General features: G+C 63.4%; 19 protein-coding genes and 1 pseudogene. 12 read left to right on the forward strand and 8 right to left on the reverse strand.

Translation table 11 applies throughout. The annotated features are described in order from the left end of the window. Positions 1–96: 96 nt before the first annotated feature. Positions 97–717: a TetR/AcrR family transcriptional regulator gene (locus AC0L3P_RS35585; RefSeq protein WP_354055401.1), complete on the reverse strand. Its 621-nt coding sequence runs from the start codon at positions 715–717 to the stop codon at positions 97–99. 59 nt (positions 718–776) lie between these two features. After that, positions 777–1,316, reverse strand: coding sequence for a PaaI family thioesterase (locus tag AC0L3P_RS35590; protein WP_473308851.1), 540 nt, complete (start codon positions 1,314–1,316; stop codon positions 777–779). 148 nt (positions 1,317–1,464) lie between these two features. Between AC0L3P_RS35590 and AC0L3P_RS35595 the strand changes: the two are divergent. The 3 genes and pseudogenes from AC0L3P_RS35595 to AC0L3P_RS35605 all read left to right on the forward strand — a co-directional run bounded on the left by AC0L3P_RS35595 (position 1,465) and on the right by AC0L3P_RS35605 (position 4,977). Beyond that, positions 1,465–2,235 (forward strand): annotated as a pseudogene (locus AC0L3P_RS35595) (enoyl-CoA hydratase). A gap of 141 nt (positions 2,236–2,376) precedes the next feature. After that, complete coding sequence (locus tag AC0L3P_RS35600) at positions 2,377–3,573, forward strand: acetyl-CoA C-acyltransferase (RefSeq protein WP_473308852.1); 1,197 nt, start codon at positions 2,377–2,379, stop codon at positions 3,571–3,573. Between the two features lie 108 nt (positions 3,574–3,681). Further along, positions 3,682–4,977, forward strand: coding sequence for an MFS transporter (locus AC0L3P_RS35605; RefSeq protein ID WP_354055409.1), 1,296 nt, complete (start codon positions 3,682–3,684; stop codon positions 4,975–4,977). Between the two features lie 236 nt (positions 4,978–5,213). Here AC0L3P_RS35605 and AC0L3P_RS35610 read toward each other — a convergent pair whose 3' ends face one another. After that, positions 5,214–6,011, reverse strand: coding sequence for an IclR family transcriptional regulator (locus AC0L3P_RS35610; RefSeq protein ID WP_275167314.1), 798 nt, complete (start codon positions 6,009–6,011; stop codon positions 5,214–5,216). A gap of 235 nt (positions 6,012–6,246) precedes the next feature. On the opposite strand from AC0L3P_RS35610, the gene AC0L3P_RS35615 reads away from it, so the two are divergent. From AC0L3P_RS35615 to AC0L3P_RS35635, 5 genes are all read left to right on the forward strand, one after another. Further along, positions 6,247–7,407, forward strand: a complete 1,161-nt coding sequence (locus AC0L3P_RS35615; protein WP_473308853.1) for an aminotransferase class V-fold PLP-dependent enzyme — start codon at positions 6,247–6,249, stop codon at positions 7,405–7,407. 29 nt (positions 7,408–7,436) lie between these two features. Beyond that, complete coding sequence (locus AC0L3P_RS35620) at positions 7,437–8,333, forward strand: amino acid ABC transporter substrate-binding protein (protein WP_473308854.1); 897 nt, start codon at positions 7,437–7,439, stop codon at positions 8,331–8,333. 63 nt (positions 8,334–8,396) lie between these two features. Then, positions 8,397–9,188, forward strand: a complete 792-nt coding sequence (locus tag AC0L3P_RS35625; protein ID WP_473308855.1) for an amino acid ABC transporter permease — start codon at positions 8,397–8,399, stop codon at positions 9,186–9,188. Further along, positions 9,185–9,877 carry an amino acid ABC transporter permease gene (locus tag AC0L3P_RS35630; protein ID WP_275167318.1) on the forward strand — a complete coding sequence of 231 codons (693 nt, stop codon included), beginning with the start codon at positions 9,185–9,187 and terminating at the stop codon, positions 9,875–9,877. The genes AC0L3P_RS35625 and AC0L3P_RS35630 overlap by 4 nt, the downstream gene beginning before the upstream one ends. Before the next feature lie 40 nt (positions 9,878–9,917). Next, positions 9,918–10,685, forward strand: coding sequence for an amino acid ABC transporter ATP-binding protein (locus AC0L3P_RS35635; protein ID WP_473308868.1), 768 nt, complete (start codon positions 9,918–9,920; stop codon positions 10,683–10,685). Between the two features lie 56 nt (positions 10,686–10,741). Here AC0L3P_RS35635 and AC0L3P_RS35640 read toward each other — a convergent pair whose 3' ends face one another. From AC0L3P_RS35640 to AC0L3P_RS35660, 5 genes are all read right to left on the reverse strand, one after another. Further along, positions 10,742–12,448: a response regulator gene (locus tag AC0L3P_RS35640; RefSeq protein ID WP_473308856.1), complete on the reverse strand. Its 1,707-nt coding sequence runs from the start codon at positions 12,446–12,448 to the stop codon at positions 10,742–10,744. After that, positions 12,445–13,959, reverse strand: coding sequence for an ATPase domain-containing protein (locus tag AC0L3P_RS35645; protein WP_473308858.1), 1,515 nt, complete (start codon positions 13,957–13,959; stop codon positions 12,445–12,447). Before AC0L3P_RS35645 ends, AC0L3P_RS35640 begins: the two co-directional genes overlap by 4 nt. 251 nt (positions 13,960–14,210) lie before the next feature. Continuing rightward, positions 14,211–15,908, reverse strand: a complete 1,698-nt coding sequence (locus AC0L3P_RS35650) for a GMC family oxidoreductase (RefSeq protein ID WP_473308859.1) — start codon at positions 15,906–15,908, stop codon at positions 14,211–14,213. A 363-nt stretch (positions 15,909–16,271) separates the two neighbouring features. Continuing rightward, on the reverse strand, positions 16,272–17,831 hold the full coding sequence (locus tag AC0L3P_RS35655) for an acyl-CoA carboxylase subunit beta (protein ID WP_473308860.1): 1,560 nt from the start codon (positions 17,829–17,831) through the stop codon (positions 16,272–16,274). Then, positions 17,761–18,735, reverse strand: coding sequence for an IclR family transcriptional regulator (locus tag AC0L3P_RS35660; RefSeq protein ID WP_473308861.1), 975 nt, complete (start codon positions 18,733–18,735; stop codon positions 17,761–17,763). Before AC0L3P_RS35660 ends, AC0L3P_RS35655 begins: the two co-directional genes overlap by 71 nt. A 94-nt stretch (positions 18,736–18,829) precedes the next feature. Here AC0L3P_RS35660 and AC0L3P_RS35665 point away from each other — a divergent pair, with 94 nt between their 5' ends. The 4 genes from AC0L3P_RS35665 (at position 18,830) to glsA (ending at position 24,366) form a co-directional block, all read left to right on the forward strand. After that, positions 18,830–19,051, forward strand: coding sequence for an acyl-CoA carboxylase biotin carboxyl carrier protein subunit (locus AC0L3P_RS35665; RefSeq protein ID WP_063992790.1), 222 nt, complete (start codon positions 18,830–18,832; stop codon positions 19,049–19,051). Positions 19,052–19,218: 167 nt separating this feature from the next. Further along, positions 19,219–20,385 (forward strand): TAXI family TRAP transporter solute-binding subunit, encoded by a 1,167-nt coding sequence (locus tag AC0L3P_RS35670; protein WP_473308862.1) that lies wholly within the window; start codon positions 19,219–19,221, stop codon positions 20,383–20,385. Positions 20,386–20,420: 35 nt separating this feature from the next. Next, positions 20,421–22,496 (forward strand): TRAP transporter permease, encoded by a 2,076-nt coding sequence (locus tag AC0L3P_RS35675; RefSeq protein ID WP_473308863.1) that lies wholly within the window; start codon positions 20,421–20,423, stop codon positions 22,494–22,496. 22 nt (positions 22,497–22,518) lie between these two features. Then, positions 22,519–24,366, forward strand: coding sequence for a glutaminase A (gene glsA, locus AC0L3P_RS35680; RefSeq protein ID WP_275167327.1), 1,848 nt, complete (start codon positions 22,519–22,521; stop codon positions 24,364–24,366).

Consider the following 24,366-nt stretch of genomic DNA (forward strand, 5'->3'; position numbering starts at 1 on the left):
TGCTCGGCTAACCCACCAACTTCGTCCAGCGCTCAGTGAAGCATGGTGGGTTACGCCTTCGGCTAACCCACCCTACGCATTCAACGGCACCTCCGCCTAACTCTGCTTCGCCTTCTTCGCAACCGCAGCCTTCGGCTCGCGGCGGGCGCCATCCAGCGCGCTGTCCTTGCCCGTCTTCAGCACCTCGTCCGACAGCTCGCTGGAGCCGGCGATGCGCGCCAGCAGCATGGTGCCGGCCATGGTGGCCAGCGTCGCGATCGCCTGCTTGCGCGCGGCCTTGCGCGGCAGATTCGGGATGAAGTCTGTCATCATCTCGATCATCTCGTCGAGCTTGCCGGCAAACGCCTTTCGCGTCTTCGGGCTCTCGCGGGCGATCTCGGCGCCTAGCGCGGGGATCGAGCAACCGTGACCGGGGTTGTCGCGATGCACCGTCGAGAGATAGGTCTCGACGATCTGACTGAGCTGCTTTTCCGGCGCGACCTGATCGGACTGCTTGCGCCAGTGCTCCATCGAGCGATTCATGGCGTAGTCGAACGCCTCGATCACCAGCGCCTCGCGGGAATCGAAATGGGCGTAGAAGCCGCCGTGGGTCAGGCCCGCTTCCTTCATGAGGTCGGCGACACCGATGCCGTGGGCGCCCTTTTCGCGCAGCCGCACGGATGCCTTCTTCACGATGCGGTCGTGGGTTTCCTGCTTGTGTTCCCGGGAATAGCGCATGCGGATCTCATTGGATGTCGAAGGTCATCTAATAACACGGATATCGGCCGGACGGCGCATTAATTCCCGGTAAAATTGTTGCCGATCATGGAAAAGGTCGCCGTTGCGTGCACCGCAAGTGCCCCCTTACCGTCGCGGACGAATCCCTCGGTGTAGCTGCTCTGGCGTCCCAGCTTGATCACCTTGCCTTCGGCGGAGATCAACCCGGACCGGACCGAGAGCGGACGCAGGAAGGTCATTTTCAGATCGAGGGTGACGGAGCCCTGCCCGGACTCCAGTCTGGTCGAGATCGCACACCCCATGGCGGTGTCGATCAGCGCGGCGGCTGTAGCTCCGTGCAGGAGGCCGATGGTGTTCTCGAGATCCTCGCGCGGCTCGAGTTCCATGACGATCCGGCCCGGCTCGACCACAGCCATGACGAAGCCGATCAGCTTGGCAAAAGGTGGCGGCGGCAGCCTTCCGTCGCGGATGCCCAGCATCGCATCCATGCCTGACAGGCCCATCGCCACTTTCGCAACGGGCGCAGGCACCTGCCACTCCACCACCCGCTCGCGCCGCTGCGCGGGCGAAAACAGGTCGAGTTGATCGATGTTGGTCATCGCGGCCTCTTGGTATGATTTTCATCATACTATGCTGCGGACTTCGCGCTGGCAACTCCCGCCCGCCCGCTTGACAAGCAATGCGTTTCGGCCCGGAAGTGATCCCGACCGGCGTATTCGCACGTCCACGAAGCTCAGAGATCCCATCATGGAAATGCTCAACCACCACTGCGGCGTGACCCGCGATGCGCGCGGCGTCGTTCATGTCGCGATCTGCAACGCCGGCTCGCTGAACATTTTGGGCTCGCCCGTCACCGATGCGGTGCGCGAAGGCTTGCAGCAGCTCTCGTCCGACCGCAGCATCCGGGTTGTGGTGCTCCGCGGCCAGAGCGAGAAGAGCATGATCGGCGGCGCCGACATCAAGGAGATGGCCAGCCTCGACCAGAACTCCGCCGAGGCCTTCATCAGCCGCCTGCGCGACCTCTGCGAGGCTGTGCGCCAATTCCCGGCCCCGATGATCGCGCGCATGCCCGGCTGATGCCTCGGCGGCGGGCTCGAAGTCGCGGCAGCCTGCGATTTCCGCATCGCGGCACATGACGCGCATTTCGGCATGCCGGAGGTGCGCGTCGGCATTCCCTCGGTGATTCATGCGGCGCTGCTGCCGCGCCTGATCGGGTGGGCCCGCGCGCGCTGGCTGGTGATGACCGCTGAGAACATCGACGCGCCAACGGCGCTGGCGTGGGGACTGGTCGACAAAGTCGCGCCCGAGGGTGGGCTCGATGCCGAGGTCGAGCACCTCGTGAAAGCCCTGCTCGAATGTGGCCCCGAGGCGCTGCGGTCGCAGAAGGCACTGCTGCGGCAATGGGAGGAGCTGCCGCTGACGGAGTCGGTGAATTTGAGCGTCAAAGTGTTCGGCGAGTCGTTCCTGACGGACGAGCCGACGCGGCTGATGGGCGCGTTTGTGAATCGGAAGCGGTAGGCGCTCTCCACCTCGTCCGATCGAACGAGCAAATCTCATCTGACCCACGACAATTTCTCATGCCCGACGGAGTTGCATTTTTTGCGCCGCATCATATGATGATCGTAATCTTACATGTCCGACATCTGAGGGAGTATCCCCATGGCCGAAGCCGCCGATCCCGTCGTCATCGTCTCCGCCGTCCGAAGCCCGCTCGGCCGCTTCATGGGCGAGTTGTCGCCGCTCCCCGCACACAAGCTCGGCTCGCACGTGATCGGCGCGGCACTGGAGCGTGCCAAGCTTGCGCCGGAGAAGGTCGACGAAGTCTTCATGGGCTGCGTCCTTCCCGCGGGCCAGGGCCAGGCCCCGGCGCGCCAGGCTGCGCGTGCCGCCGGCCTGCCCGACGCCACCGGCGCCACCACCGTCAACAAAGTCTGCGGCTCCGGCATGAAGGCGACCATGCTGGCGCACGACATCATCCGCGCCGGCTCGGCCGAGATCGTCGTCTCCGGCGGCATGGAGAGCATGAGCAACGCGCCATATCTGCTGGCGAAGGCACGCGGCGGCTATCGCGCCGGCCACGACCGCATCATCGACCACATGATGATGGACGGCCTCGAAGACGCCTACGAGACCGGCCGCTCCATGGGCGATTTCGGCGAGGCCACGGCAGAGGCCTATCAATTCACCCGCAAGGACCAGGACGCCTATGCGATGGAAACGCTCAGCCGGGCGCGCAAGGCGGTCGAGGGCGGTGCGTTCAAGGCAGAGATCGCACCGATCACCCTGAGCGAGAAGGCCGGTCCCCGCATCGTCGCCAATGACGAGCATCCGCTGAAGGTCGATCCCGCAAAGATCCCCGGGCTGAAGCCGGCGTTCCGCGCCAACGGCACCATCACGCCGGCGGCGTCCTCCGCCAATGCCGACGGCGCCGCTGCGCTGGTGCTGACGAAGCGGTCGCTCGCCGATCGGGGCGGCCTGCCGGCTCTCGCCGTGATCAAGGGCCACGCCACCCATAGCCAGGAACCGCAATGGTTCACCACGGCGCCGATCCCGGCGATCCGTAAGCTGCTCGACAAGGTCGGCTGGAGCGCCGCCGACGTCGACCTGTTCGAGATCAACGAAGCCTTCGCCGTGGTGGCGATGGCGGCGCAGCGCGACCTCGGCATTCCCCGCGAGAAGCTCAACATCAACGGCGGCGCCTGCGCGCTCGGCCATCCCATCGGCGCCACCGGCGCACGGCTGATCGTGACGCTGCTGCATGCGCTCGAGGCGCGAAACCTCAAGCGCGGCGTGGCGGCGCTCTGCATCGGCGGCGGCGAAGCCACAGCGATCGCGGTGGAGCGCTTGACGCACTGACATGAGAAAGTCCGGAAATGAGGGGACTCCGTCATTTCCGACAAGCGAGTCCCGTGCCATTTTACAACTTGCGCAGGTCTCTCGCCTGCCCATCAAGATTGAGGCCTAATGATCTCGAACTGGCTCGCGGCAACGCTCGGCCGCCGCAATATCCACTACGGCTGGGTGATGGTCGGCGTGACCTTCCTCACCGCGCTGATCAGCGCCGGCACGGTCGGCGCGCCCGGCGTGTTCATCGTTCCGCTTCAGCAGGAATTCGGCTGGAGCACGGCGGAGATCTCGTCCGCACTGTCGATCCGCTTCATCCTGTTCGGGTTGATGGCGCCGTTCGCGGCTGCCCTGCTCAACCGCTACGGCCTGCGCAACGTCACGCTGACCGCGCAGCTCATCGTGGTCTCGGCGCTGGTGCTCTCGCTCGGCATGACAGAGGTCTGGCAGCTCGTCGCGCTGTGGGGCGTCGTGATCGGGATCGGCACCGGCATGACCGCGCTGGTGCTGGGCGCCACCATCGCGACGCGCTGGTTCGCGGCGCGGCGCGGCCTGGTCGTCGGCATCATGACCGCGAGCGTCGCCACCGGTCAGCTCGTGTTCCTGCCGCTGCTGGCAAGCCTCACCGAACGTTTCGGCTGGCGGCTGGCGCTCGGCTTCGTCTGCATCGCGCTTGGTGTTTCGGCCCTCGCGGTCCTGCTCGCGATGCGCGACCGTCCGAGCGATCTGGGCCTGCGCCCGTTCGGCGACGAAGGCACCACACCCCTGCCCGCGCCGCCCGTCAGCCATGGCTCGATCACCGGCGTTGCGCTCGGCACGCTGCGCGACGCCTCGAAGAGCAGCGCGTTCTGGGTCCTGTTCGCGACGTTCTTCGTCTGCGGCGCATCCACCAATGGCCTCGTGCAGGTGCACCTGATTCCGATGTGCCTCGATTTCGGCATCCCGCAGGTGCAGGCCGCGGGCTTGCTGGCCGCGATGGGCATCTTCGACTTCTTCGGCACCATCATGTCGGGCTGGCTGTCGGACCGCTATGATAACCGCTACCTGCTGTTCTGGTATTACGGCCTGCGCGGGCTCTCGCTGATCTTCCTCCCCTTCAGCGATTTCTCGTTCTATGGACTCTCGATCTTCGCGATGTTCTACGGGCTCGACTGGATCGCAACCGTGCCGCCCACGGTGCGGCTCACCGCGCAGAAATTCGGGCCCGAGCGCGCCAATCTGGTGTTCGGCTGGATCTTTGCCGGCCACCAGCTCGGCGCGGGCACCGCTGCCTTCGGCGCCGGCTTCTCGCGGACGGTCTATCAGAGCTACCTGCCCGCCTTCTTCATCGCCGGCGCGCTCTGCGTGTTCGCCGCGCTGATCGTGCTGACGCTGTCGCGACAACCGAAGCCGAAGCCGCAAGCCGCGATGGCTTAGGACCTGATCGTGGTGGTGACGCCGAAGACTGCGGCGTCACCGATCCGCGGATACCGGCTTCTTCGGGTTCGGGATGCCGCGCGCTGGGCGGAAGACGTACTGGAAATAAGGCGCGACCAGCGCTCAAACAAAAAATGCGAAAACAACCCCATGCACAGTAGCCGGGGCGTGGCGGATCAATGACTTACGCTTTACCGAAAACGATTTGACTCGTCGGGCAAAACAGGAGCAGGATGTCATCGTTGGGCATCTGCGTCGTCATCCCCTTCAACCTGCAAAATTGTCTCCGACAGCAGAGCGGCAGCCTTTTGCAGCGGGCCTATGAACCGATCCAACTCGACGAAGCTGACGCGTGCCACCGGCACGGAGACGCCCAGGCAAGCGATCAGCTCTCGATCCGGGGACAGGATGGGCACGGCACACCCCACCACGCCTTTCACGTACTCTTCGTTCGTTTTGGCCCAGCCGCGCTGCCGCGTCTCTTCGAGCACCTTCATCAGCGCGTGGACATCGACAATCGTCGTTTCCGTGAATTTGATCAGAGCGAGTGCGCGGCAGAGCTTCGCCCGGGTCCGCTCGGGCAATCCGCTCATGTAGATCTTTCCGGTGGACGTGCAGTGTAGCGGCGCCGCTTCTCCCGGATTGAACTGAAGACCTTGCGGCTCCGAAACGCGAACGCTGTCCACATACGCGACGGAATTATCGCGCACGACGCCGATTTCGCATTGTTCGCCGATTTCTGCCGCGACAGCTCGAAGTACCGCGTGCCGCCGCGCTGTGCGGAAGGCCGCTCCGATCACCGTCGCGGACAGCGTGACGAGTTGATTACCGACAACGTAACGCTTGGTCCCCAACGCCTTCTGAAGCAGTCCGCGACCTTCAAGATTTCCGACCAACCTGTGCGCCGTTGGAAGAGGCAGCGAGAGAGCCTTCGCGATCTCTGCCGCTGAGACGGCTTTGCGTTGGTCAGCAACATGCCGAACGATCGCGAGGGCGCGGTCCAAGGGTCCATCCCTCTCAACTTGCTTCGTCATTTCCCTACCGGTTGGGATTGGCAGCAAAATACACAACAATCGCAATAATTATCATTTTTCAGAATAAAATCTATTGATATTCGACAATTCCATTTGTCCCGATCCGGAAAGCTCATATTCTTGGCGCTGCGGGCGATTGACCAAAAGTTGTGCAACGCAGTCTCGCCGTTTCGAAATGTCGCTCCGTCGCTCGGCCGACTGCCAAGTCCGACGGCGCGCTCAACAGGAGATGTGCATGTCTCGTCACTACGACGTGGACGCCGTGAGGAAGGAATTCCCTGCCGTTGAACGGATGGTTTATCTGGACTCCGGATTTCAAACGCCGCTCGCGCGCCCGGTGAAAGCCGCGATCGAGCTCTTCCTTCGCGAGGGCTTCGAGACGGCTGGCCCGAAAAGCGTCTGGCTCGACCGGGTGGAGCAGACCCGCGCCAAGGTCGCTCGCTTTCTCGGCGTGACATCGGACGAGATCGGCTTCACGAAAAACACGTCGGAAAGCATGAACATCGCGGCAAACGCACTGCCGCTCCAGGCCGGTGACAATGTTCTGATGATCCATGGCGATCATCCGAACAACGCCTACGCGTTCCTCAATCTGCAGCGGAAGGGCGTAGAAATCCGCTTCGTTCCGATGACGGATATCGTCGACGGCGACAGCTTTGCTGCCTTCATTGACGACAAGACGCGTGCGATCTCGATGTCGCATGTGACCTTCCATGCCGGTCACTGCTTTGACATCGAGAGCGTCGGCGCGATGTGCGCCAGGAAGAAGCTCTACTTCATCGTCGATGTGATGCAGGCGATCGGCGTCGTACCTGTTGACGCGAAGGCGATCGGCGCCAGCTTCATCGGCTCCGGCAGCCACAAGGGATTACTCGTTCCGCAAGGGCTCGGGCTTCTCTATTGGGACAAATCCCTTGGAGAGCTGGAACCGACCTATATGGCGGCCGCGAGCCTCGCCGATATCCCCAGCGACCTCATCGCGCGTCCGGACAAAATGGCGCCCTCTCCGACCGCCAGGCGCTTCGAACTTGGCAACTTCAATCTGCCCGCGATCCATGCTCTGGGTGCTTCCCTCGACATGATCGAGCAGATCGGGGTGCAGAACATCCAGAACCACTGCTTCGACCTCGGCGATCACCTGATCGCTCGCCTGGACGAACTGGACGTGCGCCTGGTTGGCCCGCGCGAGCGACAACACCGCGCTCCGCACATCTACGTCATCGCCCTGCCCGCAGCGGACTGGCTCGGGCATTTCGAGGAGAACGGCGTGCGCGTTTCGCCCGAACGTGACGGCATCCGCGTCTCGCTCGGCATGTTCAACACCGCGACGGATATCGATCGCCTGATCGAAGTCATTCGCCGGCGAGGGCTCGGACGCCCTTCGGTTGCAGCTTGAATTTGACAAACGATGGGATGGCAAAAACCATGAAACAGCTCGTTCAGGTATTGGGACTTCTCCCGGCGCTCTTGGTTATCAATGCAAGCCCCTCCGCGGCGGCGGATAGCCCGACGCTGGACAAGATCAAATCCAGCGGTTCGATTACGATCGGCCACCGTGAGGCCTCGATACCGTCCTCGTACCTCGGGCCCGACCAGAAGCCCGTCGGTTTTTCGCTCGACCTCTGCGCGGCGATCGTCGATCGCGTCAAGGAGGAGCTGAGATTGCCCAATCTCAAGGTCAGCTTCACCCCGGTGAACTCGTCGAACCGGATACCGCTGATCCAGAGCGGGACCGTCGACATCGAATGCGGCGGCACCGCGAATGACAAGAAGCGGCAGGAACAGGTCTCGTTTTCGGTCGCCACGTTCGTCAGCCAGCCGCGATGGCTGGTCAAGGCCGCCAGTGGCGTCAAGACCGCCGGCGACCTGAAAGGCAAGACGATCGTGGTCACCCAAGGCTCCAACGCGGTCGGCTTCGCGCAGGGCGTCAACGCCAAGGAACAGCTCGGCCTCAACATCGTCCAAGCCAAGGACCATGCGGAATCCTTCCTCATGTTGAACACCGGCCGTGCGGCCGCCTTCATGGAGGACGATATTCTCCTCGCCGGGCTCAAGGCTGCGGCGCCGAATCCGGACGCACTCCTGTTCCTTCCCGAGGGCTACGCGAAGATCTACTACGGGCTGATGTTCACGAAGGGCGATGCCGGCTTCAAGGCACTCGTCGACGACGTTCTCTCCAAGCAAATGGCATCAGGCCAATTCGAGAAGACCTACGCAAAATGGTTTACCAAGCCGATCCCGCCCAAGGGTGAGAATCTCGCATTTCCGCTCACCGACGAGTTGATGGGCCGGATCGCGCATCCCAGCGATGCTGTCGACTGACTGACGGAGCCGATCGTCTCGCCAGGTCATCCTCGTCCGCACCTGCAACTTTGAGGACTCGCGATGTTCGGAGTGCTTTTTGAACAGACCGCGGACGGCCAGCGCTATATCGACTGGCTGCTGTCGGGCCTCGGCTGGACACTCGCTCTCGCCTTCTTCGGCTGGTGGATCGCCTTCGGCATCGGGGTGATCGTCGGCGTGGGCCGCACGGTGCAAAATCGCGTCTTCGCGATACCGGCCCGGCTCTATGTCGAGATATTCCGGAACATCCCTGTCCTTGTGCAGATGTTCCTCTGGTATTTTGTTTTCCCAGAGGTGGTGCCAAGCGCAATCGGAGATGCAATCAAGCAGATCCCGCCGCCATGGGCATCGTTCTTCCCGGCACTTCTTTGCCTCGGGCTCTACACGGCTTCCCGCATAGCCGAGCAGGTCCGGGCCGGCATCGAGGCGCTCCCAAAGGGACAGCTCGAAGCCGCCAACGCTCTCGGCCTCAGCGGTTACCTCACCTATCGACACGTCATCGTGCCGCAGGCCTTGCGCCTCATCGTGCCGAGCCTCACCAGCGAGGTGATGGGCATCTACAAGAACACCTCCGTCGCACTCACGATCGGCTTGATGGAACTGACCGCCCAGGCACGCCAGATCAGTGAAGCGACGTTCCAGACATTCACTGCCTTTGGCGCGGCGACCGTCGTCTATCTCTGTCTGGCACTGATTGCCTATCAAGCCATGGCGCTGATCGACAGAGCGGTCCGGATTCCGGGTAGCGCGCCCGCCACGCTCCCGGCTGACCAGGATCTCGCCAGCGAAGTGCAGCAAGGCGCCTTGCCCCACGTCATGGAGGCCGCGAAATGAACGCCCTCGATTTCTCGATCGTCGCGCAATCATGGCCCTATCTCTGGTCGGGCCTGCTGTTCTCACTGTCGCTCACGGCCGCCGCGTTCGCCATCGGCATGATTCTCGGAACCTGCCTTGCGCTGGCGCAGCACTTCGAGATTCCCGTGGTTGCCCAGATCATCCGCGGCTACGTTGCGATCATCCGGTCGATCCCGCTGATCCTCGTTCTGTTCTGGTTTTTCTTTCTGGTGCCGATCGTGCTTGGGCACCTTAGCGGCAACGGCCGCCCGATCCCGATCGGCGCCACCTATACCGCCTTCATCACTTTCGGCTTGTTTGAGGCGGCCTACTATTCCGAGATCATCCGCGTTGGACTGCGTGCCGTGAACAAGGGCCAGTTTGAGGCCTGCCAGGCCCTCGCGCTGTCCACCTACGACACCTACCGCCACATTGTCCTCCCGCAAGTCCTGCGGGTGGCAAGCCCGATTATCCTGAGCCAGACGATCATTCTGTTTCAGGACACGTCTCTCGTCTATGTCCTGTCGTTGACGGATCTTCTCGGTGCCGCCTCCAAGCTCGCGCAGCTCAACGGCCGCCTCGTCGAAATGTACCTCGTCATAGCTGTAGCCTATCTCGTCATCAGCTCTGCGACGTCCCAGTGCGTCGCCATCCTTCGCAAGCGATATGCTGTTGCCGCTGCCCGCTGACCATCGGGGTACCGAACGGCCTCGCATTTGGGAGACGAACATGCCGCGAGCGACTGTCAGCAATGCCACACGCCCCGCCGAGATCGTCGTCGTCGAGAACGTCGTGAAGCGGTTCGGCGCGTTCACCGCGCTGAACGACGTTACCCTCAACGTCGACAAGGGCGAGAAGATCGTGCTCTGCGGACCATCAGGCTCCGGCAAGTCCACCCTCATCCGGTGCATCAACCATATCGAGAAGCACGATGCAGGCAGGATCATCGTCGATGGTGTCGAGCTGACCAACCGCATCGCCGACATCAACAGCGTACGTTGTGAAGTCGGGATGGTATTTCAGAGCTTCAACCTTTTTCCGCACCTCACCGTCGCGGAGAACTGCATGCTGGCTCCGATCAAGGTTCGCGGGATTTCGCAATCCGAGGCGTGCGATCGCGCACTCGGCCTGCTGCGGAAGGTCCGCATTCAGGATCAGGCCGACAAGTATCCCGCGCAATTGTCGGGCGGTCAGCAGCAACGTGTCGCCATCGCGCGAGCGCTGTGCATGCAGCCCAAGATCATGCTGTTCGACGAACCGACATCGGCTCTCGACCCCGAGATGGTCAAGGAGGTACTGGAAACCATGGTCGAGCTGGCGAAAGAGGGAATGACGATGGTGTGCGTGACGCACGAGATGGGGTTCGCCCGGGAGGTCGCCGACCGGGTGGTCTTCATGGATCGTGGCAGCATCATTGAAGAGGCCGAGCCGGAAACGTTCTTCAAAGCCCCTCGCACGGAACGGGCGAAGGCTTTTCTAAACCAGATCATTCACTAGCTGAATCGGCAGCGCCCGATCGAACGCGGCTTGTCGAGGCGGTGCCGCAGCCCCGTTCACGACGCCCCGGAGCGCTTGGTTTCCGCGCCGATTCGAAGGTCCGATTTTGCAGCACTGAGCGCTGCGGCGAGCTCGTCGATGTGGTAGGGTTTCGACAGGATCCGGATCCCGGCCATTTCGGCCTCGTGAACCGCGGCTTCGGCGTATCCGCTCGTCAGCAGGACCGGGATGTCGCTTCGCCTTCTCTTGATCTCGGACGCGAGTTCGACACCGTTCATGCCGCCCGGCATCATGATGTCGGAAAACACCAGATCGACGGAGCGGCCGTCCGCTAGGGCCCCGAGAGCCGCCGCAGCGCTGGCCGCGCGCGTGACCTGGTAACCGAGCTGCGCAAGCATCTCGCTGACCAGCGCGGCGACCTCGTCGTCGTCTTCGACGAGGAGAACCCGGCCATGATTAGCCTTCTTGGGACGCGCCCTGTTCAGGTCGATGAGATGCCGTTCACCCGAAGGAATATTCCTGGATCGCGGCAAATAGAGCTCGATGCTGGTGCCCTCATCGACGATCGATTTTATTCGAACCATCCCGCGTGACTGCGTGGCAAATCCGTGGACCTGAGCAAGCCCCAGGCCCGAGCCTTTCCCGACATCCTTGGTGGTGAAGAACGGTTCGAAGACCCGCGCCAGGATCTCGGGGCTCATTCCAACACCTCTATCGATCACGGACAGACGAACGTAATCGCCCGCGATCTCGTCCTCGGCCAGGCCGGCCAGGTTCTCGCCACGGACAACGATCGTGCCACCGTTTGGCATCGCATCGCGGGCGTTGACCGCCAGGTTGAGAATGACCAGTTCGAGCTCTCCCGGATCGACCTCCACCGGCCAAAGCCCCTCCGGAAAATCGAACTCGACGTGAACGTCGCCTCTCAGGCTCCGATCGAGCAATTCGCGCATGCCGCCGATTTGCGCTGGGATGTCGACGGCCTCGGGCCGGAGCTTTTGCCGCCGTGAAAAAGCCAGAAGCTGCCTGGTCAGGCCGGCACCACGCTGCGCCGCCTGAACCATTCCTTCCAACAGACGACGCCGCCGATCAGGATCCGTCTGCCGATCGAGCATGTCCAATCCACCGGAGATCACCATCAGCAGATTATTGAAGTCGTGAGCTACTCCGCCGGTCAATTGTCCGATGGCTTCGATCTTCTGGGCCTGACGAAGGGTCTCCTCGACGCGGGCACGCTCTTCCATTTCGGCCCGCAGATGCTTGTTGGCCTCCTCGAGCGCGCGCGTGCGCTCGACCACGAGCTTCTCGAGCTCCTGGGCCGTCCGCTCGCGCGCCTGCAGCAAGGTTCGAATTTCATATTGCCGCCGGCGGGCCCGCATTGCGGATTGAATTGCGCTCGTCAGCGTGATCGGCTGAACCGGGCGCTCGAGCAGCGAAACGTTGCGGAGTGTCTCGACGATGCTGCGGCGCCAGGCAACCACCGCCGGCTGCTCGCGGTGGCTGGTGAGAATGACAAAGGGCAGGTCGGACCAGGGCGGCTGCCGCTCGATCCAATGTGCCAGCGGCTGGGTATCCTTTCCGAACAAGCCCTCCTCGGCGAGAAGCACCGCGCCCACCCCCGCCGACATCTCGCTGACCAGTTCAGGCAGACCACGACAATTGATTGCCAGGAGATTCGAATTACGGAAAAGCTCGACCGATGCCGGTCCGTCGCGGCCGATCGGAGCAAACACCAGGACGCAATGATCGCGGTCGGCGCTCATTCCGACAGCCCTTCCGGCATCTCCGTGCCCGAGTAACGCGGATTCCCGGAAAAGATGCCGCTGAATCCGGTCAGCGGAGGACCGACCGTGATGCCGGCACTGCCAAGACGAAACTCGCGGATGGAATTTTCATGATTGCCGCTGCGCTTCTTCACGACCGAGAGGGCACGCCGCACCGTTCCGCCGACTTCGAAATAGCGCAGCATCAGCACGGCATCGCTCAAATAGCTGATATCGAGAGCCGTTTCCATCGGACCGACCAGCCCATGCTGAGCGAGGATGAGGACGGTCAGCACGCCTTTCTGTCCGAGATAGCTCAGGAGCTCATGCATCTGGAGGATGAGAAATCGCTCGTCCGGCATTGCGTTGAGGTAGCCGTTCAGACTGTCGATGATAACAATTCGGGCGTTATCCTTTTCGACGCTGTTGCGCACATTGGCGGCGAATTCGCCGGGGGACATCTCGGCGGGATCGATCTGTTTAAATCGGATGAGTCCCGATTGCAGATGGCTTTCAAGGGGGAGGCCCAGCGTTCGAGCCCGGGCCTCCACCGTACCGCGACCTTCATCGAAGGCAAAGAACACCGTATGCTCACCGCGATCTGCCGCCGCGATTGCATAGGTCAGCGCGAGAGAAGACTTGCCGACACCGGCGGCGCCCAAAAGCAGCGCACTGGTGCCGCGCTCGAGCCCTCCTCCCAGGAGCTGGTCGAGTTGCGCATTGCCGCTGGGCGTCAACTCACCGATAAACGAGGTGTGATGTTCCGCCGCCACCAGACGGGGGAATATCCGCACCCCTCCCGCTTCGATCGTGAAATCGTGGAAGCCGCCGCGAAATCGAATGCCGCGCATCTTGATCACGCGAAGCCGCCGGCGCTCCGCTCCATAATCAATGGCGAGCTGTTCGAGCATCACGACGCCATGCGCGATCGAATGGAGTTGCAGATCGTCCTGGGAGGACGAGAGATCGTCGAGGAGGATGACGGTGCAATTGCGGTTGGTGAAAAAGTGCTTCAGGGCCAGAACCTGGCGCCGGTACCGCAGCGGGTTCTGCGCAAGGAGGCGCAGTTCGGACAGGCTGTCCAGCACCACGCGCGCGGGATTGATCCGTTCGACCTCCTTGAATATCAGGCCGGTGGTTTCGCTCAGCTCCATTTCGGCGGGGTGGAAGACCGTGAGCTCGCGCTCCGGATCGAGCGTCGTCTCCGGCGGCACCAGTTCGAAGATGTCGACGCCTTGCAGCGACCAGCCATGCCGCTGTGCAACCAGCGTCAGCTCACGCTTGGTTTCCGACAGGGAGATATAGAGCACGCGTTCACCGCAGCGCGCGCCCTCGAGAAGGAACTGAAGCGCCATCGTGGTCTTGCCCGAGCCGGGCCGACCCTCGTAGAGGTACATGCGATTGGGATCGAGCCCGCCGTACAGGATATCGTCGAGGCCGTCACTCCCGGTCGAAATCCTGGGCAACTCTCCGGGGTCGCTGGTTTGCGCCCGGCTTGATGAATTGGTCATTGAACCCCCGTGAAGCTCCATCGCCGACAGTGCGCTCCGGCCCCGAGAAGGGACGCGCGGTCAGCGGCCCGGTCCCAGCCGTAAGGCGAAAGAACGCCTAAGCCGGGTTCCAAGTTCCGCCCCCGGACGCATGTCCGCCAGACCGCCTGCCGCGGAACCGTTCCGGGCGCCCACTTCACCTTTTGCGGTCTGACTGGCGGTCCTAGACGGTCATCGACAAGGCAGTTCGCCAGCCCAAAAGCCGCACGGGCTCACTGCATCATCGCGGCCGCGATCTTCTCCGCCGACATCAGGACCGGAAAATTGGTGTTGGCGCACGGCACCACCGGGAAGATCGAGGCATCGACGACGCGCAGGCCCTGCACGCCCTTGACGCGCCCCTCCGGATCGACCACCGCCATCGGATCGTCCGCCCGGCCCATGCGGCACGAGCACGAGGCGTGCCACACGCCGATGGTGGCCTTGCGCACGAAGGCTTCCAGGGCCTCGTCATCGTTGATGACGTCGTCGAAGGTGAAGCCCTCGACCACGAAATTGTCGATCATGTAGTGGCGCAGCACTGCCGGTCCGTCCATCAGGGCTGCGGCGATCTTGGTCAGAATCCGATTCCTGGTGTTGACCACGCCGATCTTGCGCACGCGGTCGGTATAGGAGGCCGGGAACGGCTTGTCCGTCACGGCCCTGACGACGTCGCTCATCTGCACGGCCGCCATCTTGCGGAAACCGCTCATCAGGCGATCGAGGTCGCGCCGGTCGGACAACAGGTTGAACTCGACGATCGGCTCGGCTGCCGGATCACGCGAGGCAAGCTTGACCTGTCCGGTCTCGGAATAGGTCTTGTTGACGAACGTCAGCAGCGATCCGATCTGCTCACCGACCGCGTGCCAGGCCGATTTGCTGAGCAGGACGACGAACATGTCGCCTTTCGGTACGCCTTCGAGCCCGGAAGAGTAACGCAGGCCAAGCTGCATGTGGCGCCTGGTGTGCTCGTTCATCCGCGCGCCGCGGCGGACAAAGGACGACAGCGAGATCGAGGGATGATCCATCAGGCGCTGGCCGACGCCCTGCAGTCCCATCAGCACGGGAATGCCCATATCCTTGAGGTGACCGACCGGGCCGATGCCGGCGCGCAACAGATGCGCCGGCGAATGGATGGCGCCGCTGGAGAGAATGATCTCGCGGGCGCGGAATTCCTGCTCGCGCCCGTCGACGACAGCCTTCACGCCGACGCACCGCGTGCCTTCGAACAGCAATTCCCTGACTTGCGTGTTGGTGGAGATCGTCAGGTTGGCGCGCTTGCGCGTGTCGCGATCAAGATAGCCCATGGCAGCCGAGACGCGTTGCTCGGCCTGGTTCGAGTGCGTCACCGGGAAAAACCCGTCGACGAACTCGCCATTCTGGTCGGCCACGAACTGATGTCCTGCCTGCTGGAAGGCTTGCGCGAACGCCTGCGAATGCCGGGTCCAGTGGTCCCTGGGGATTCGGCGGACGGGAATGCGGCCGTCCTTGCCGTGGTAGGGCCCGTCGAAATCGAGGTCGCGCTCGACCTTCTTGAAGAAGGGCAGCACATCGTTCCAGCTCCACCCCGCAGCGCCGCGCGCGTCCCATTCGTCGTAGTCGGTCGGCGCGCCGCGGTTGGCCATCTGGCCATTGATCGAGGAGCCGCCCCCAAGCACGCGTGCCTGCTCGTATTTGCGTAAGGGCGGACGCCCTTCGTTCGGATTGTTGTGGCTGACGATCTGCGTCGTGACCTTGAGCTCGGTCCAGTGGAAGCGCGGATCGAAATAGGCCGTCCCCGGATAGCTGTCCCTGATCTCGGCCGGCTCTTCTCCGGGTGGTGTGTCCTGTCCGGCCTCGCAGAGCAGGACCTTGTTGGCGCTCTTCGCGGAGAGCCGGTGGGCCAGCACGGACCCCGCCGAGCCGCCGCCCACGATAATGAAGTCATACACGATTAGCGCTTCCTCTTGTTCTTGCCCGGGAAGCGTAGCGCGTTATTGTTTTGAGGTCACGTCATCGCAGCCGCGACAAAGCGCGAGCTCAGCCCACGATGGCTTTGCCTATCGCCTGGTCGCGATGCTCGCGGGCTCTACCGCTTGCTCGTTAAACTCGCCCGCAATCGCTCGGCGAACCAAACGGCAAAAATCGCAGCGAACGACAGACCGAAATAGATGGCTGTCCAAAGCAGCGCGTTTCCCGCGTTTGTCATGGCGTTCCTCCCCTTGTTATCGGCGAGAGGCTTGCAGACAATGGGGCGCGAGGCTTTGCGCTAGATCAATTTTGCCCGATTGTATCGGGCTGAGGGCAGGCTGACCCTAGGGCCTGATCGAGAAATTCCCCGGCGGCCCTGGCTTTCGCAGCGGCTCCGCCAGCCGCGCGAACTCGCACAGCAGCGAGCGCGTCTTTCTGGGATCGATGATCTCCTCGACCCAGAATTTTTCGGCGGACCGGAAGGGCGAGCGCAACTTGTTGAGGCGGCCCTCGATCTCTTTCAGTTTCTCCGCCTTGTCCTCGGCCGCGTCGATGTCCGCGCGGTAAGCGGCTTCGATGCCGCCTTCGAGCGGGAGCGAGCCCCAATAGGCCGACGGCCAGGCGTAGCGGATCGAGAAGCGGTCGGCGGGCTGATGCACCACGCCAGCGACGCCGAAGGCGTTGCGCAGGATCACCGTGCACCAGGGCACCGTCGTCTGGTTGACCGCGGCCATGGCGCGAACGCCATGGCGGATGGTGCCCGCCTTCTCCGCATCAAGGCCGATCATGAAGCCGGGGCAGTCCATCAGATAGACGATCGGCAAATGGAAGGTCTCGGCGAAGTCGACCCAGCGGACCACCTTCTGGCAGGCATCCGCGGTCCAGGAGCCGCCATAGTGAAAGCTGTCGCTGGCAAGCACCATCACCGCCCTGCCCTCGAGCCGCGCGAGGCCGACAATGATCGGCTTGCCGAAATTCTTGGCGACCTCGAAGAACGAACCCTTGTCCACGACCTGTTCGACGATCGGCCGTATCTTGTAGACCTGCTTGCGGTTGCGGGGCACCGCGCTCATCAGCGCCTCTTCGGTGCGCTCCGGATTGTCGGTGCAGGGCAAGGTCGGCGGCAGCCCGTCAACGGACGACGGCAGATAGGACAGGAATCGCCGCGCGCAGGCAAAGGCCTCCTCCTCGGTGTCGACGGCATGATCGACCGCGCCGGCGCGGGTCTGGATGTCGGCGCCTCCGAGCTCTTCCTTCGAGAGGTCCTGCCCCAGCGCCTTCACCACCGGCGGGCCTGCGACGAACATCGCGGACTTCCGGGTCATGATGGAATAGTGGCTGGCGGCAAGACGTGCGGCACCGAGCCCTGCGACCGAGCCGAGGCCGAGCGCGACCACGGGCACGCGCGACAAATTCTCCGTGGTGAAGCGATACCAGCGTGTGCCGCCGATGCCGCCCGGAAGGTTCGCCGCGCCCTTGGTCTCGATGGTCTTGACCGAGCCGCCACCGCCCGAGCCTTCGATGATGCGGACGATGGGCAGGCGGAGATCATGCGCCATCTCCTCCGCCATCAGCGGCTTTGCGGAGATGGACGCATCCGCCGAGCCGCCGCGCACGGTGAAATCGTCGCCGACCACGACGACGGTGCGGCCCTCGACGCGCGCGCGGCCGAACACGCAGTTCGCCGGCGTCAATTTCTGCAACTCGCCGATGGAATCGTATTCGCCGACGCCGGAGACGGCGCCGATCTCGTGAAAGCTGCCCTTGTCGGTCAGTCTGTCGATACGTTCCCGAACAGTCAGTCGGCCCTGATCATGCTGACGCTTGACCTTGTCAACGCCGCCCATCTCCCGCGCGAAGGCTTCGCGCCGGGCGAGCTCGTCGAGTTCCGGCTTCCAGTTCATTCACTCCCTCCGAATTGATCGGCTTGTTATTGTTGTGCACGGCCATGGCGACCGGTTTGCGCGGGATGCGGGCGTTGAAGACGTCGCCTTCCGCGCCGTCCATCAGGCTGCCGAGCGAGCGGCCAAGCGCGACCATCAACGGGGCGACTTCGGCATGCAGACGCTGCTCGTCATACATCGACGACAGAAGACCGATCGTGATGACGACGAAGGTCTGGTATTGCGGCGACCAGATCGGCACCGCGAGCCCGTTGATATGCGGGCTCCACAGACCGCAGGCCACGACATAGCCGCGCTCATGCAGCGACTGCCGGTTGGCCTCGATTCGGGGGCGCAGGATTTTCGCGGCCTCGGGAGCTTCCCGCTCCATGTCCGCGATGAAGGCATCGCCGACCTCGGGCGCCAATGCCGCGGTGTAGGCTGCGCCTGCAGCGGTCGAGGCCATCGAGATGCGGCTGCCGGTGCCCTCGTGCAAGCCGAGCGCCGAGGCCGAGCGCGCGAACTGGAGATAGACCAGATGGAAACGATCGGGGACCACGAAGCCGACCGTGCCCGGCAGTTGCTCGGCGACTTCCTGGAGCCGCTGGCGGATCATGCTGCGCAGCTGCGCGCCCTTCATCATCGAGGCGCTCATCGCCACCGCGCTCGGGCCGATGCGATACTTCTGATCGCGCGGCAGATAGACCAGCTGCCCCATCCGCGTCAGCGTGTGCGTGAGCCGCGACACCGTCGAGCGCGGCAGGCCGCAGCGATTTGAAATCTCGAGATTGCCGAGCCTGCTATCGTGGCCCTCGAAGCATCGCAACACGTCGAACGCGCGCGACACCACCTGGATGACATCACCCTCACCGGCTTCGCCAGCGAGCGCACCTTGCCTACTCAACCGCTCCGAACGTCGTCCCATGTTCCCTACCGCTTGTTCCGCTGTGCGGAATTAAATTCCGCTTGCAGAAGAAACTACCTCAGGCATTTTGCGACCACAACAAAAAGGCGATGGCATGCCAGAAATTAAGATCGTCACCGAGATCGCCGGCCGCGTCTGCGCAACTCCCGTGCAAGTTGGAGGAACCGTTGCGGATGGCGATGAGATTGTGGTGGTCGAAGCGATGAAGATGGAGATCCCTGTGCTTTCTCCTGTGAGCGGCGAGATCACATCGCTTCTTGTGAAGCTCGACGACGTCGTTGCCGAAGGACAGGCGATCGCGATCGTCGCGAACTGACTGCATTATCCCGTCGTTTCCGCGACAATCTGTCAGCCTCATTGCTGGGTTCGCGGTACGGCGTTGCCATCGCTTGATGGCGATGACATGATCCGTTTCAAACAAAACCTGTTTCAAACAAAGAAAGAAAATCGTCGCGGCAAACGCGAGGATCATTGGAGGGAAACATGCTTCGTGGGCTGATCATGCTCGCGCCTGCCTTGGTGGCGGGCATTTCTTTTGCGTCTACACGCTATGCGTCCGCCGAAGACGTCAAGCTGCCGGCGACATTGACGTTCACCGCCTATGACACCGGCACCGCCGGCTTCAACATCGCGGTCGGCGTCGGCAAGATGATGAAGGACAAATACTCGAGCGACGTGCGCGTGCTCCCCGCGGGCAACGACGTCGCGCGTCTCGCGCCGTTGCGCGCCAAGCGTGCGGTCTCCGCGGCAATGGGATCGGGCACCTATTTCGCACAGGAAGGCGTGTTCGAATTCGGCTCCAGGGAATGGGGCCCGCAACCGCTTCAGATTATGCTCTCATCCGTCGACTGCAATTGCGGCACGCTCGGTGTGGCCGCGGACACAGGCGTGAAGGAGCTCAAGGACCTCAAGGGAAAGCGTGTCGGATTCGTCGTCGGCTCGCCAGCACTGAACCAGAACTCGCTCGCGGTGCTCGCCTTCGCCGGCCTGACGCAGAAGGACGTCAAGGTCGTCGAGTTCGCAAGCTACGGCGCGATGTGGAAGGGCCTGATCAACAACGACACCGACGCCGCGTTCGGGACCACCATCACCGGCCCCGCCAAGGAAGCCGAGACCTCGCCGCGCGGCCTGATTTGGCCGCCGCTGCCCGCCAAGGACAAGGAAGGCTGGGCGCGGATGCAGAAGGTCGGCTCGTTCTTTTTCCCGCAGACCGCGACCTGCGGCGCCGGCATCTCGCCGGACAAGCCGATCGAGCTCGGCAACTATCCCTATCCGATCTTCGTCGCCTACGCCTCGCAAGCCCTCGACCAGGTCTATGCGATCACCAAGGCGATGATCGTGAACTACGATTCCTACAAGGATTCCGCGCCCGGCGCGGGCGGGCTTGCGGCCGATCGCCAGACCAAAAACTGGGTGGTACCGGTGCACCCCGGCGCGGTGAAGGCGCTGAAGGAAGCCGGGCAATGGAGCGACGCGCAGGAGGCGCACAACAACAAGCTGATCAAGCGGCAAGAGGTGCTTGGCGCCGCGTGGACCGATTACGGAAAATCCAATCCGCCCGCGGATGACAAGGCGTTCCTCGACGGCTGGATGAAGGCGCGTGCCGCGGCGCTTGCGAAGGCCGACATGCCGAACGGGTTCGAGGATTAGTTCTCAGCGTTAATTGCCCACGCGCGGGGTCGATCATGTCGTCTGCTTCAGTCTCCACCGCCCCGCAGGACGAGGCCAAGCGGATCGTGTTCGACGATCCGCATGGCGCGGCCGGCAACATGCAGGAGGCGGAGGTCACGCGCGTGCGAAGCTTGCTTGGGGCCTGGCGCTGGACGCTCGTCGTCGCGACCGCAGCGACCATCCTGCTCTGCATCAACCAGCAATTCTCGCTGCGCTTCTTCGTCGGCTACACCCAGCTCAACACGGAGTACTTTTATCTCCTGATCGCCCTGATGCTGCCGTTCACGTTCCTGATCTTCCCGGGGACCCCGCGCGCGCCGCTTGATCGCATTCCCTGGTATGACCTCCTCTGCTTTGTGGTGACTTTTGCCGCGGCGCTCGTGTTGATGTCGAACGTCCGCAAGGCCGCGGAGGCCGGCTGGGAATTCGGCGGCGCGCCGAACAGCGTGACCGCCGCGGGTCTCGTGATGTGGGTGATGCTGATGGAGGCGCTGCGCCGGACCGGCGGCTGGAGCCTGCTCCTGAGCGTGCTTCCCTTCACCGTCTATCCGCTGTTCGCAGAATCCAGCTGGTTAGGTCCGTTCCGCGGCACGCAGTCGACGCTGGAGCAGGCGACCGCCTATCACGTGCTGTCGGGCGAGAGCCTGCTCGGCATTCCCATCCAGGCGTTTGCAGACACCGTGATCGGCTTCCTGGTATTCGGCACCGCGCTGATGATGACCGGTGCCGGAAAGTTCTTCATCAATCTCGCCTTCGCGCTGTGCGGCACGTTCCGCGGCGGCGCGGCCAAGGTCTGCATCTTCGCCAGCGGCCTGCTCGGCATGATGTCCGGCTCGATCATCTCCAACGTGCTGACCGCCGGCACCATGACCATTCCGGTGATGAAGAAGAGCGGCTTTCGCGCGTCCTATGCCGGCGCGATCGAGGCCTGTGCCTCGACCGGCGCGGTGCTGGCGCCGCCGGTGATGGGCGCGACCGCCTTCGTGATCGCGCAATTCCTCAATGTCAGCTACGCCGATGTCGCGATCGCGGCGATCATTCCGGCGGTGCTCTATTACATCGGCCTGTTCATGCAGGTCGATTCCTACGCCGCGCGACACGGGCTGAAGGGCATTCCGCGCGCGGAGCTGCCGCGGGTCATGGATACAATCAAGGACGGCTGGTACTACGTCTTCGTGATCGCGCTGCTGATCGTGATGCTGCTCTACTTCAAGCGCGAGAGCCATGCGCCATTCTACGCCACCGCCCTGCTTCTGGTCCTCAACCAGCTGTTCTCGAAGGACACGCGCTGGACTGTCGCGACCATCGGCAAATTCCTCGAGGTCAACGGGCGCACCTTCGTCGAGCTCGTCGGCATCCTCGCCGGCTGCGGCCTGCTGATCGGCGCCTTCTCGATGACCGGCGTGGTGTCGAGCCTCGCCAACGACCTGCTGCGCATCGCCGGCGACAATCCGTTCCTGCTGCTCGGCATGTGCGCCCTCACCAGCCTGATCCTTGGGCTCGGGCTGACCACGACGGCCTGCTACATCTTCCTCGCCATCCTGGTCGCGCCGGCGCTGGAGAAGCTCGGGCTGAACAGGATGGCCGTGCACATGTTCATCTTCTACTGGGGCATGCTGTCATCGATCACCCCGCCGGTCGCGATCGCCTCGTTCGCGGCCGCAGGCATTGCCGGCTCGCCGGCGATGAAGACGGGCTGGGAATCGATGTGGGTCGGCAGCATCATCTATTTCATCCCGTTCTTCTTCGTGCTCAATCCGGCGCTGGTGCTGCAGGGGCCGAGCCCCTATCTTGCCGGTCTCGGGCTGATGGCGCTTGCGGCGTTCGGCACGCTCTTCATCTGCGGCGGCATCCAAGGCTACCAGCCCTTCGTCGGCGATCTCCGCGGCGCCGGCGCGCTGGAATGGCCGATCCGCGTGCTGCTGGTGATCGGCGGGTTCGTGGTGGCCACCCCCGGCGGCGGCATCATGCCGCTGTCGCAGATGCAGGTGACGCTGCTCGGCCTCGCCATCCTCGTCCCCACGGTTTTGCTCGCCCTGCTGCTGGTCCGGCGGCAGACCATGGTGCCGGACGGGTTGCGCGTGCCCTGATTGCGTTGCACAAAGAGAGGCGATGAAACCGCTTTCGCCTCTCGCCACCGCCTGGACCCGTTCGAAGCCGCCTTTGCTGCGGTTTCTGGACAATTGCCTCAACCAATTCTCGGCGGAGACCTCGGGCGCGGTCGCCGACTACATTCCCGAGCTCGGCAAGGCCGATCCTGCCTGTTTCGGCATCAGCCTCGCGACCCTGGACGGTCATGTCTACGAGGTCGGCGACTCCAGGGCGCCCTTCACCATCCAGTCGATGTCCAAGCCGTTCGTGTTCGCACTGGCGCTGGACCTGCTCGGCGCAAACAGGGTGGAGAGCGCGATCGGCGTCGAACCTTCAGGCGATCCCTTCAACTCGATCCGGCTCAATTCGGAGAACCATCCATTCAACCCGATGGTCAATGCCGGCGCGATCGCCTGCACCGGGCTGATCCACGACAGCAAGGGTCCGGATGCCTTCGAGCAAATTTGCCTCGCGCTCAGTCGTTTTGCCGGCCGCGATCTCGCCGTCGACGAGGCCGTCTACGCTTCCGAAAGCCAGACCGGCGACCGCAACCGTGCCATCGGCTATCTCCTCAAGACCAATGCGGTGATCTCGGACAATGTCGCTGCCGTGCTCGACGTCTATTTCCGGCAATGCGCGGTGCTGGTCACCGCGCGCGACATCGCGGTGATGGCGGCAACGCTCGCCAACCGCGGTCTCAACCCGGTCACGGGCGAGCAGGTGCTGAGCGCTTACGCGATCTCGCGCACGCTGTCAGTGATGACGTCGTCGGGCATGTACGATTATGCCGGCGAATGGATCTACCGGATCGGCATCCCTGCCAAGAGCGGCGTCGGCGGCGGAATTCTCGCTGCCCTCCCCGCCCGCCTCGGGCTCGGCAGCTACTCGCCAAGGCTCGACAAGCACGGCAACAGCGTGCGCGGCATCAAGGTGTGCGAGGCTCTGTCCTCGCATTACGATCTGCACATGCTCAACCGCAGCGACGATGCACGCAACGCCGTCATCGCCGATTACGACATCGGCAAGAGCCCGTCGCGGCGCGTGCGCCGCCCACAGGAGCGCGATATTCTCGCAGCCCACGAGCAGGACGTGCGGATCATCGAGCTGGTCGGCACGCTGTCGCTGTCGGCGGTCGACTATGTCTCGCGCCGGCTTGCGGGCCAGCCGCGACCGCAATTCGTGATCTTCGATCTCCACCGCGTCACCTCCACCACGCGCGCCGGGGCGCGGCTGGTGGCCGAAGCATTCGAGGAGCTGGCGGCGCTGAATGTGACCGTCGTCCTGTCAGGCGTCAGGCGCGCCTCCAAGGAATGGGACAGCCTGCGGGAATGGACCGCGGAGCTCAAGAACGTCCGCGATTTCTACCTGCTCGACACCGCAATCGAATGGGCCGAAGACCAGATCGTCTACCGCTACGGCGGCTCGATCGACTTCCATGAGACCACCGAGCTCGCCGAACAGCCGCTGCTGGCCGGTATGAGCGAGGAAGAGCTGACCGACCTCGCCTCGATCTGCACGATCCGGACCTATCAAGCCGGGACAAAGATCCTCACCACCGGCGATCCTGCCGATGCCCTGTTCTTCCTGCGCAGCGGCGCGGTGCATGTCACCCTGCCCGACGGAGTGCGGCTCGCAACACTCACAGCCGGCATGGCCTTCGGCGAAATGGCCCTGATCGAGACCACTCGCTCCGCCGACGTCTTCGCGGATATGGCTGCGACGGCGTTCGAGGCGCCACTGAAAGCGTTCGAGCGCTTCCGCAAGCAGCACCCGCACGCCAGCGAACGCATCATGCGCAATCTTGCGCAGCTTCTCGCCGACCGCTTGATCGTCGCCAACGCCAGGGTGGATATCTTGACCTCGACCTGA

It is taken from the genome of Bradyrhizobium sp. WSM4874 (genome assembly GCF_055811835.1).

Bases quoted from the DNA above. Each gene is read 5' to 3' on its own strand.
- glsA (WP_275167327.1), top strand. From the start codon at position 22,519: ATGAAACCGCTTTCGCCTCTCGCCACCGCCTGGACCCGTTCGAAGCCG.
- AC0L3P_RS35610 (WP_275167314.1), bottom strand. From the start codon at position 6,011: ATGACGAAGCAAGTTGAGAGGGATGGACCCTTGGACCGCGCCCTCGCG.
- AC0L3P_RS35645 (WP_473308858.1), bottom strand. From the start codon at position 13,959: ATGACCAATTCATCAAGCCGGGCGCAAACCAGCGACCCCGGAGAGTTG.
- AC0L3P_RS35655 (WP_473308860.1), bottom strand. From the start codon at position 17,831: ATGAACTGGAAGCCGGAACTCGACGAGCTCGCCCGGCGCGAAGCCTTC.
- AC0L3P_RS35615 (WP_473308853.1), top strand. From the start codon at position 6,247: ATGTCTCGTCACTACGACGTGGACGCCGTGAGGAAGGAATTCCCTGCC.
- AC0L3P_RS35635 (WP_473308868.1), top strand. From the start codon at position 9,918: ATGCCGCGAGCGACTGTCAGCAATGCCACACGCCCCGCCGAGATCGTC.
- AC0L3P_RS35640 (WP_473308856.1), bottom strand. From the start codon at position 12,448: ATGAGCGCCGACCGCGATCATTGCGTCCTGGTGTTTGCTCCGATCGGC.
- AC0L3P_RS35665 (WP_063992790.1), top strand. From the start codon at position 18,830: ATGCCAGAAATTAAGATCGTCACCGAGATCGCCGGCCGCGTCTGCGCA.
- AC0L3P_RS35625 (WP_473308855.1), top strand. From the start codon at position 8,397: ATGTTCGGAGTGCTTTTTGAACAGACCGCGGACGGCCAGCGCTATATC.
- AC0L3P_RS35630 (WP_275167318.1), top strand. From the start codon at position 9,185: ATGAACGCCCTCGATTTCTCGATCGTCGCGCAATCATGGCCCTATCTC.
- AC0L3P_RS35660 (WP_473308861.1), bottom strand. From the start codon at position 18,735: ATGGGACGACGTTCGGAGCGGTTGAGTAGGCAAGGTGCGCTCGCTGGC.
- AC0L3P_RS35620 (WP_473308854.1), top strand. From the start codon at position 7,437: ATGAAACAGCTCGTTCAGGTATTGGGACTTCTCCCGGCGCTCTTGGTT.
- AC0L3P_RS35585 (WP_354055401.1), bottom strand. From the start codon at position 717: ATGCGCTATTCCCGGGAACACAAGCAGGAAACCCACGACCGCATCGTG.
- AC0L3P_RS35600 (WP_473308852.1), top strand. From the start codon at position 2,377: ATGGCCGAAGCCGCCGATCCCGTCGTCATCGTCTCCGCCGTCCGAAGC.
- AC0L3P_RS35675 (WP_473308863.1), top strand. From the start codon at position 20,421: ATGTCGTCTGCTTCAGTCTCCACCGCCCCGCAGGACGAGGCCAAGCGG.
- AC0L3P_RS35590 (WP_473308851.1), bottom strand. From the start codon at position 1,316: ATGACCAACATCGATCAACTCGACCTGTTTTCGCCCGCGCAGCGGCGC.
- AC0L3P_RS35670 (WP_473308862.1), top strand. From the start codon at position 19,219: ATGCTTCGTGGGCTGATCATGCTCGCGCCTGCCTTGGTGGCGGGCATT.
- AC0L3P_RS35605 (WP_354055409.1), top strand. From the start codon at position 3,682: ATGATCTCGAACTGGCTCGCGGCAACGCTCGGCCGCCGCAATATCCAC.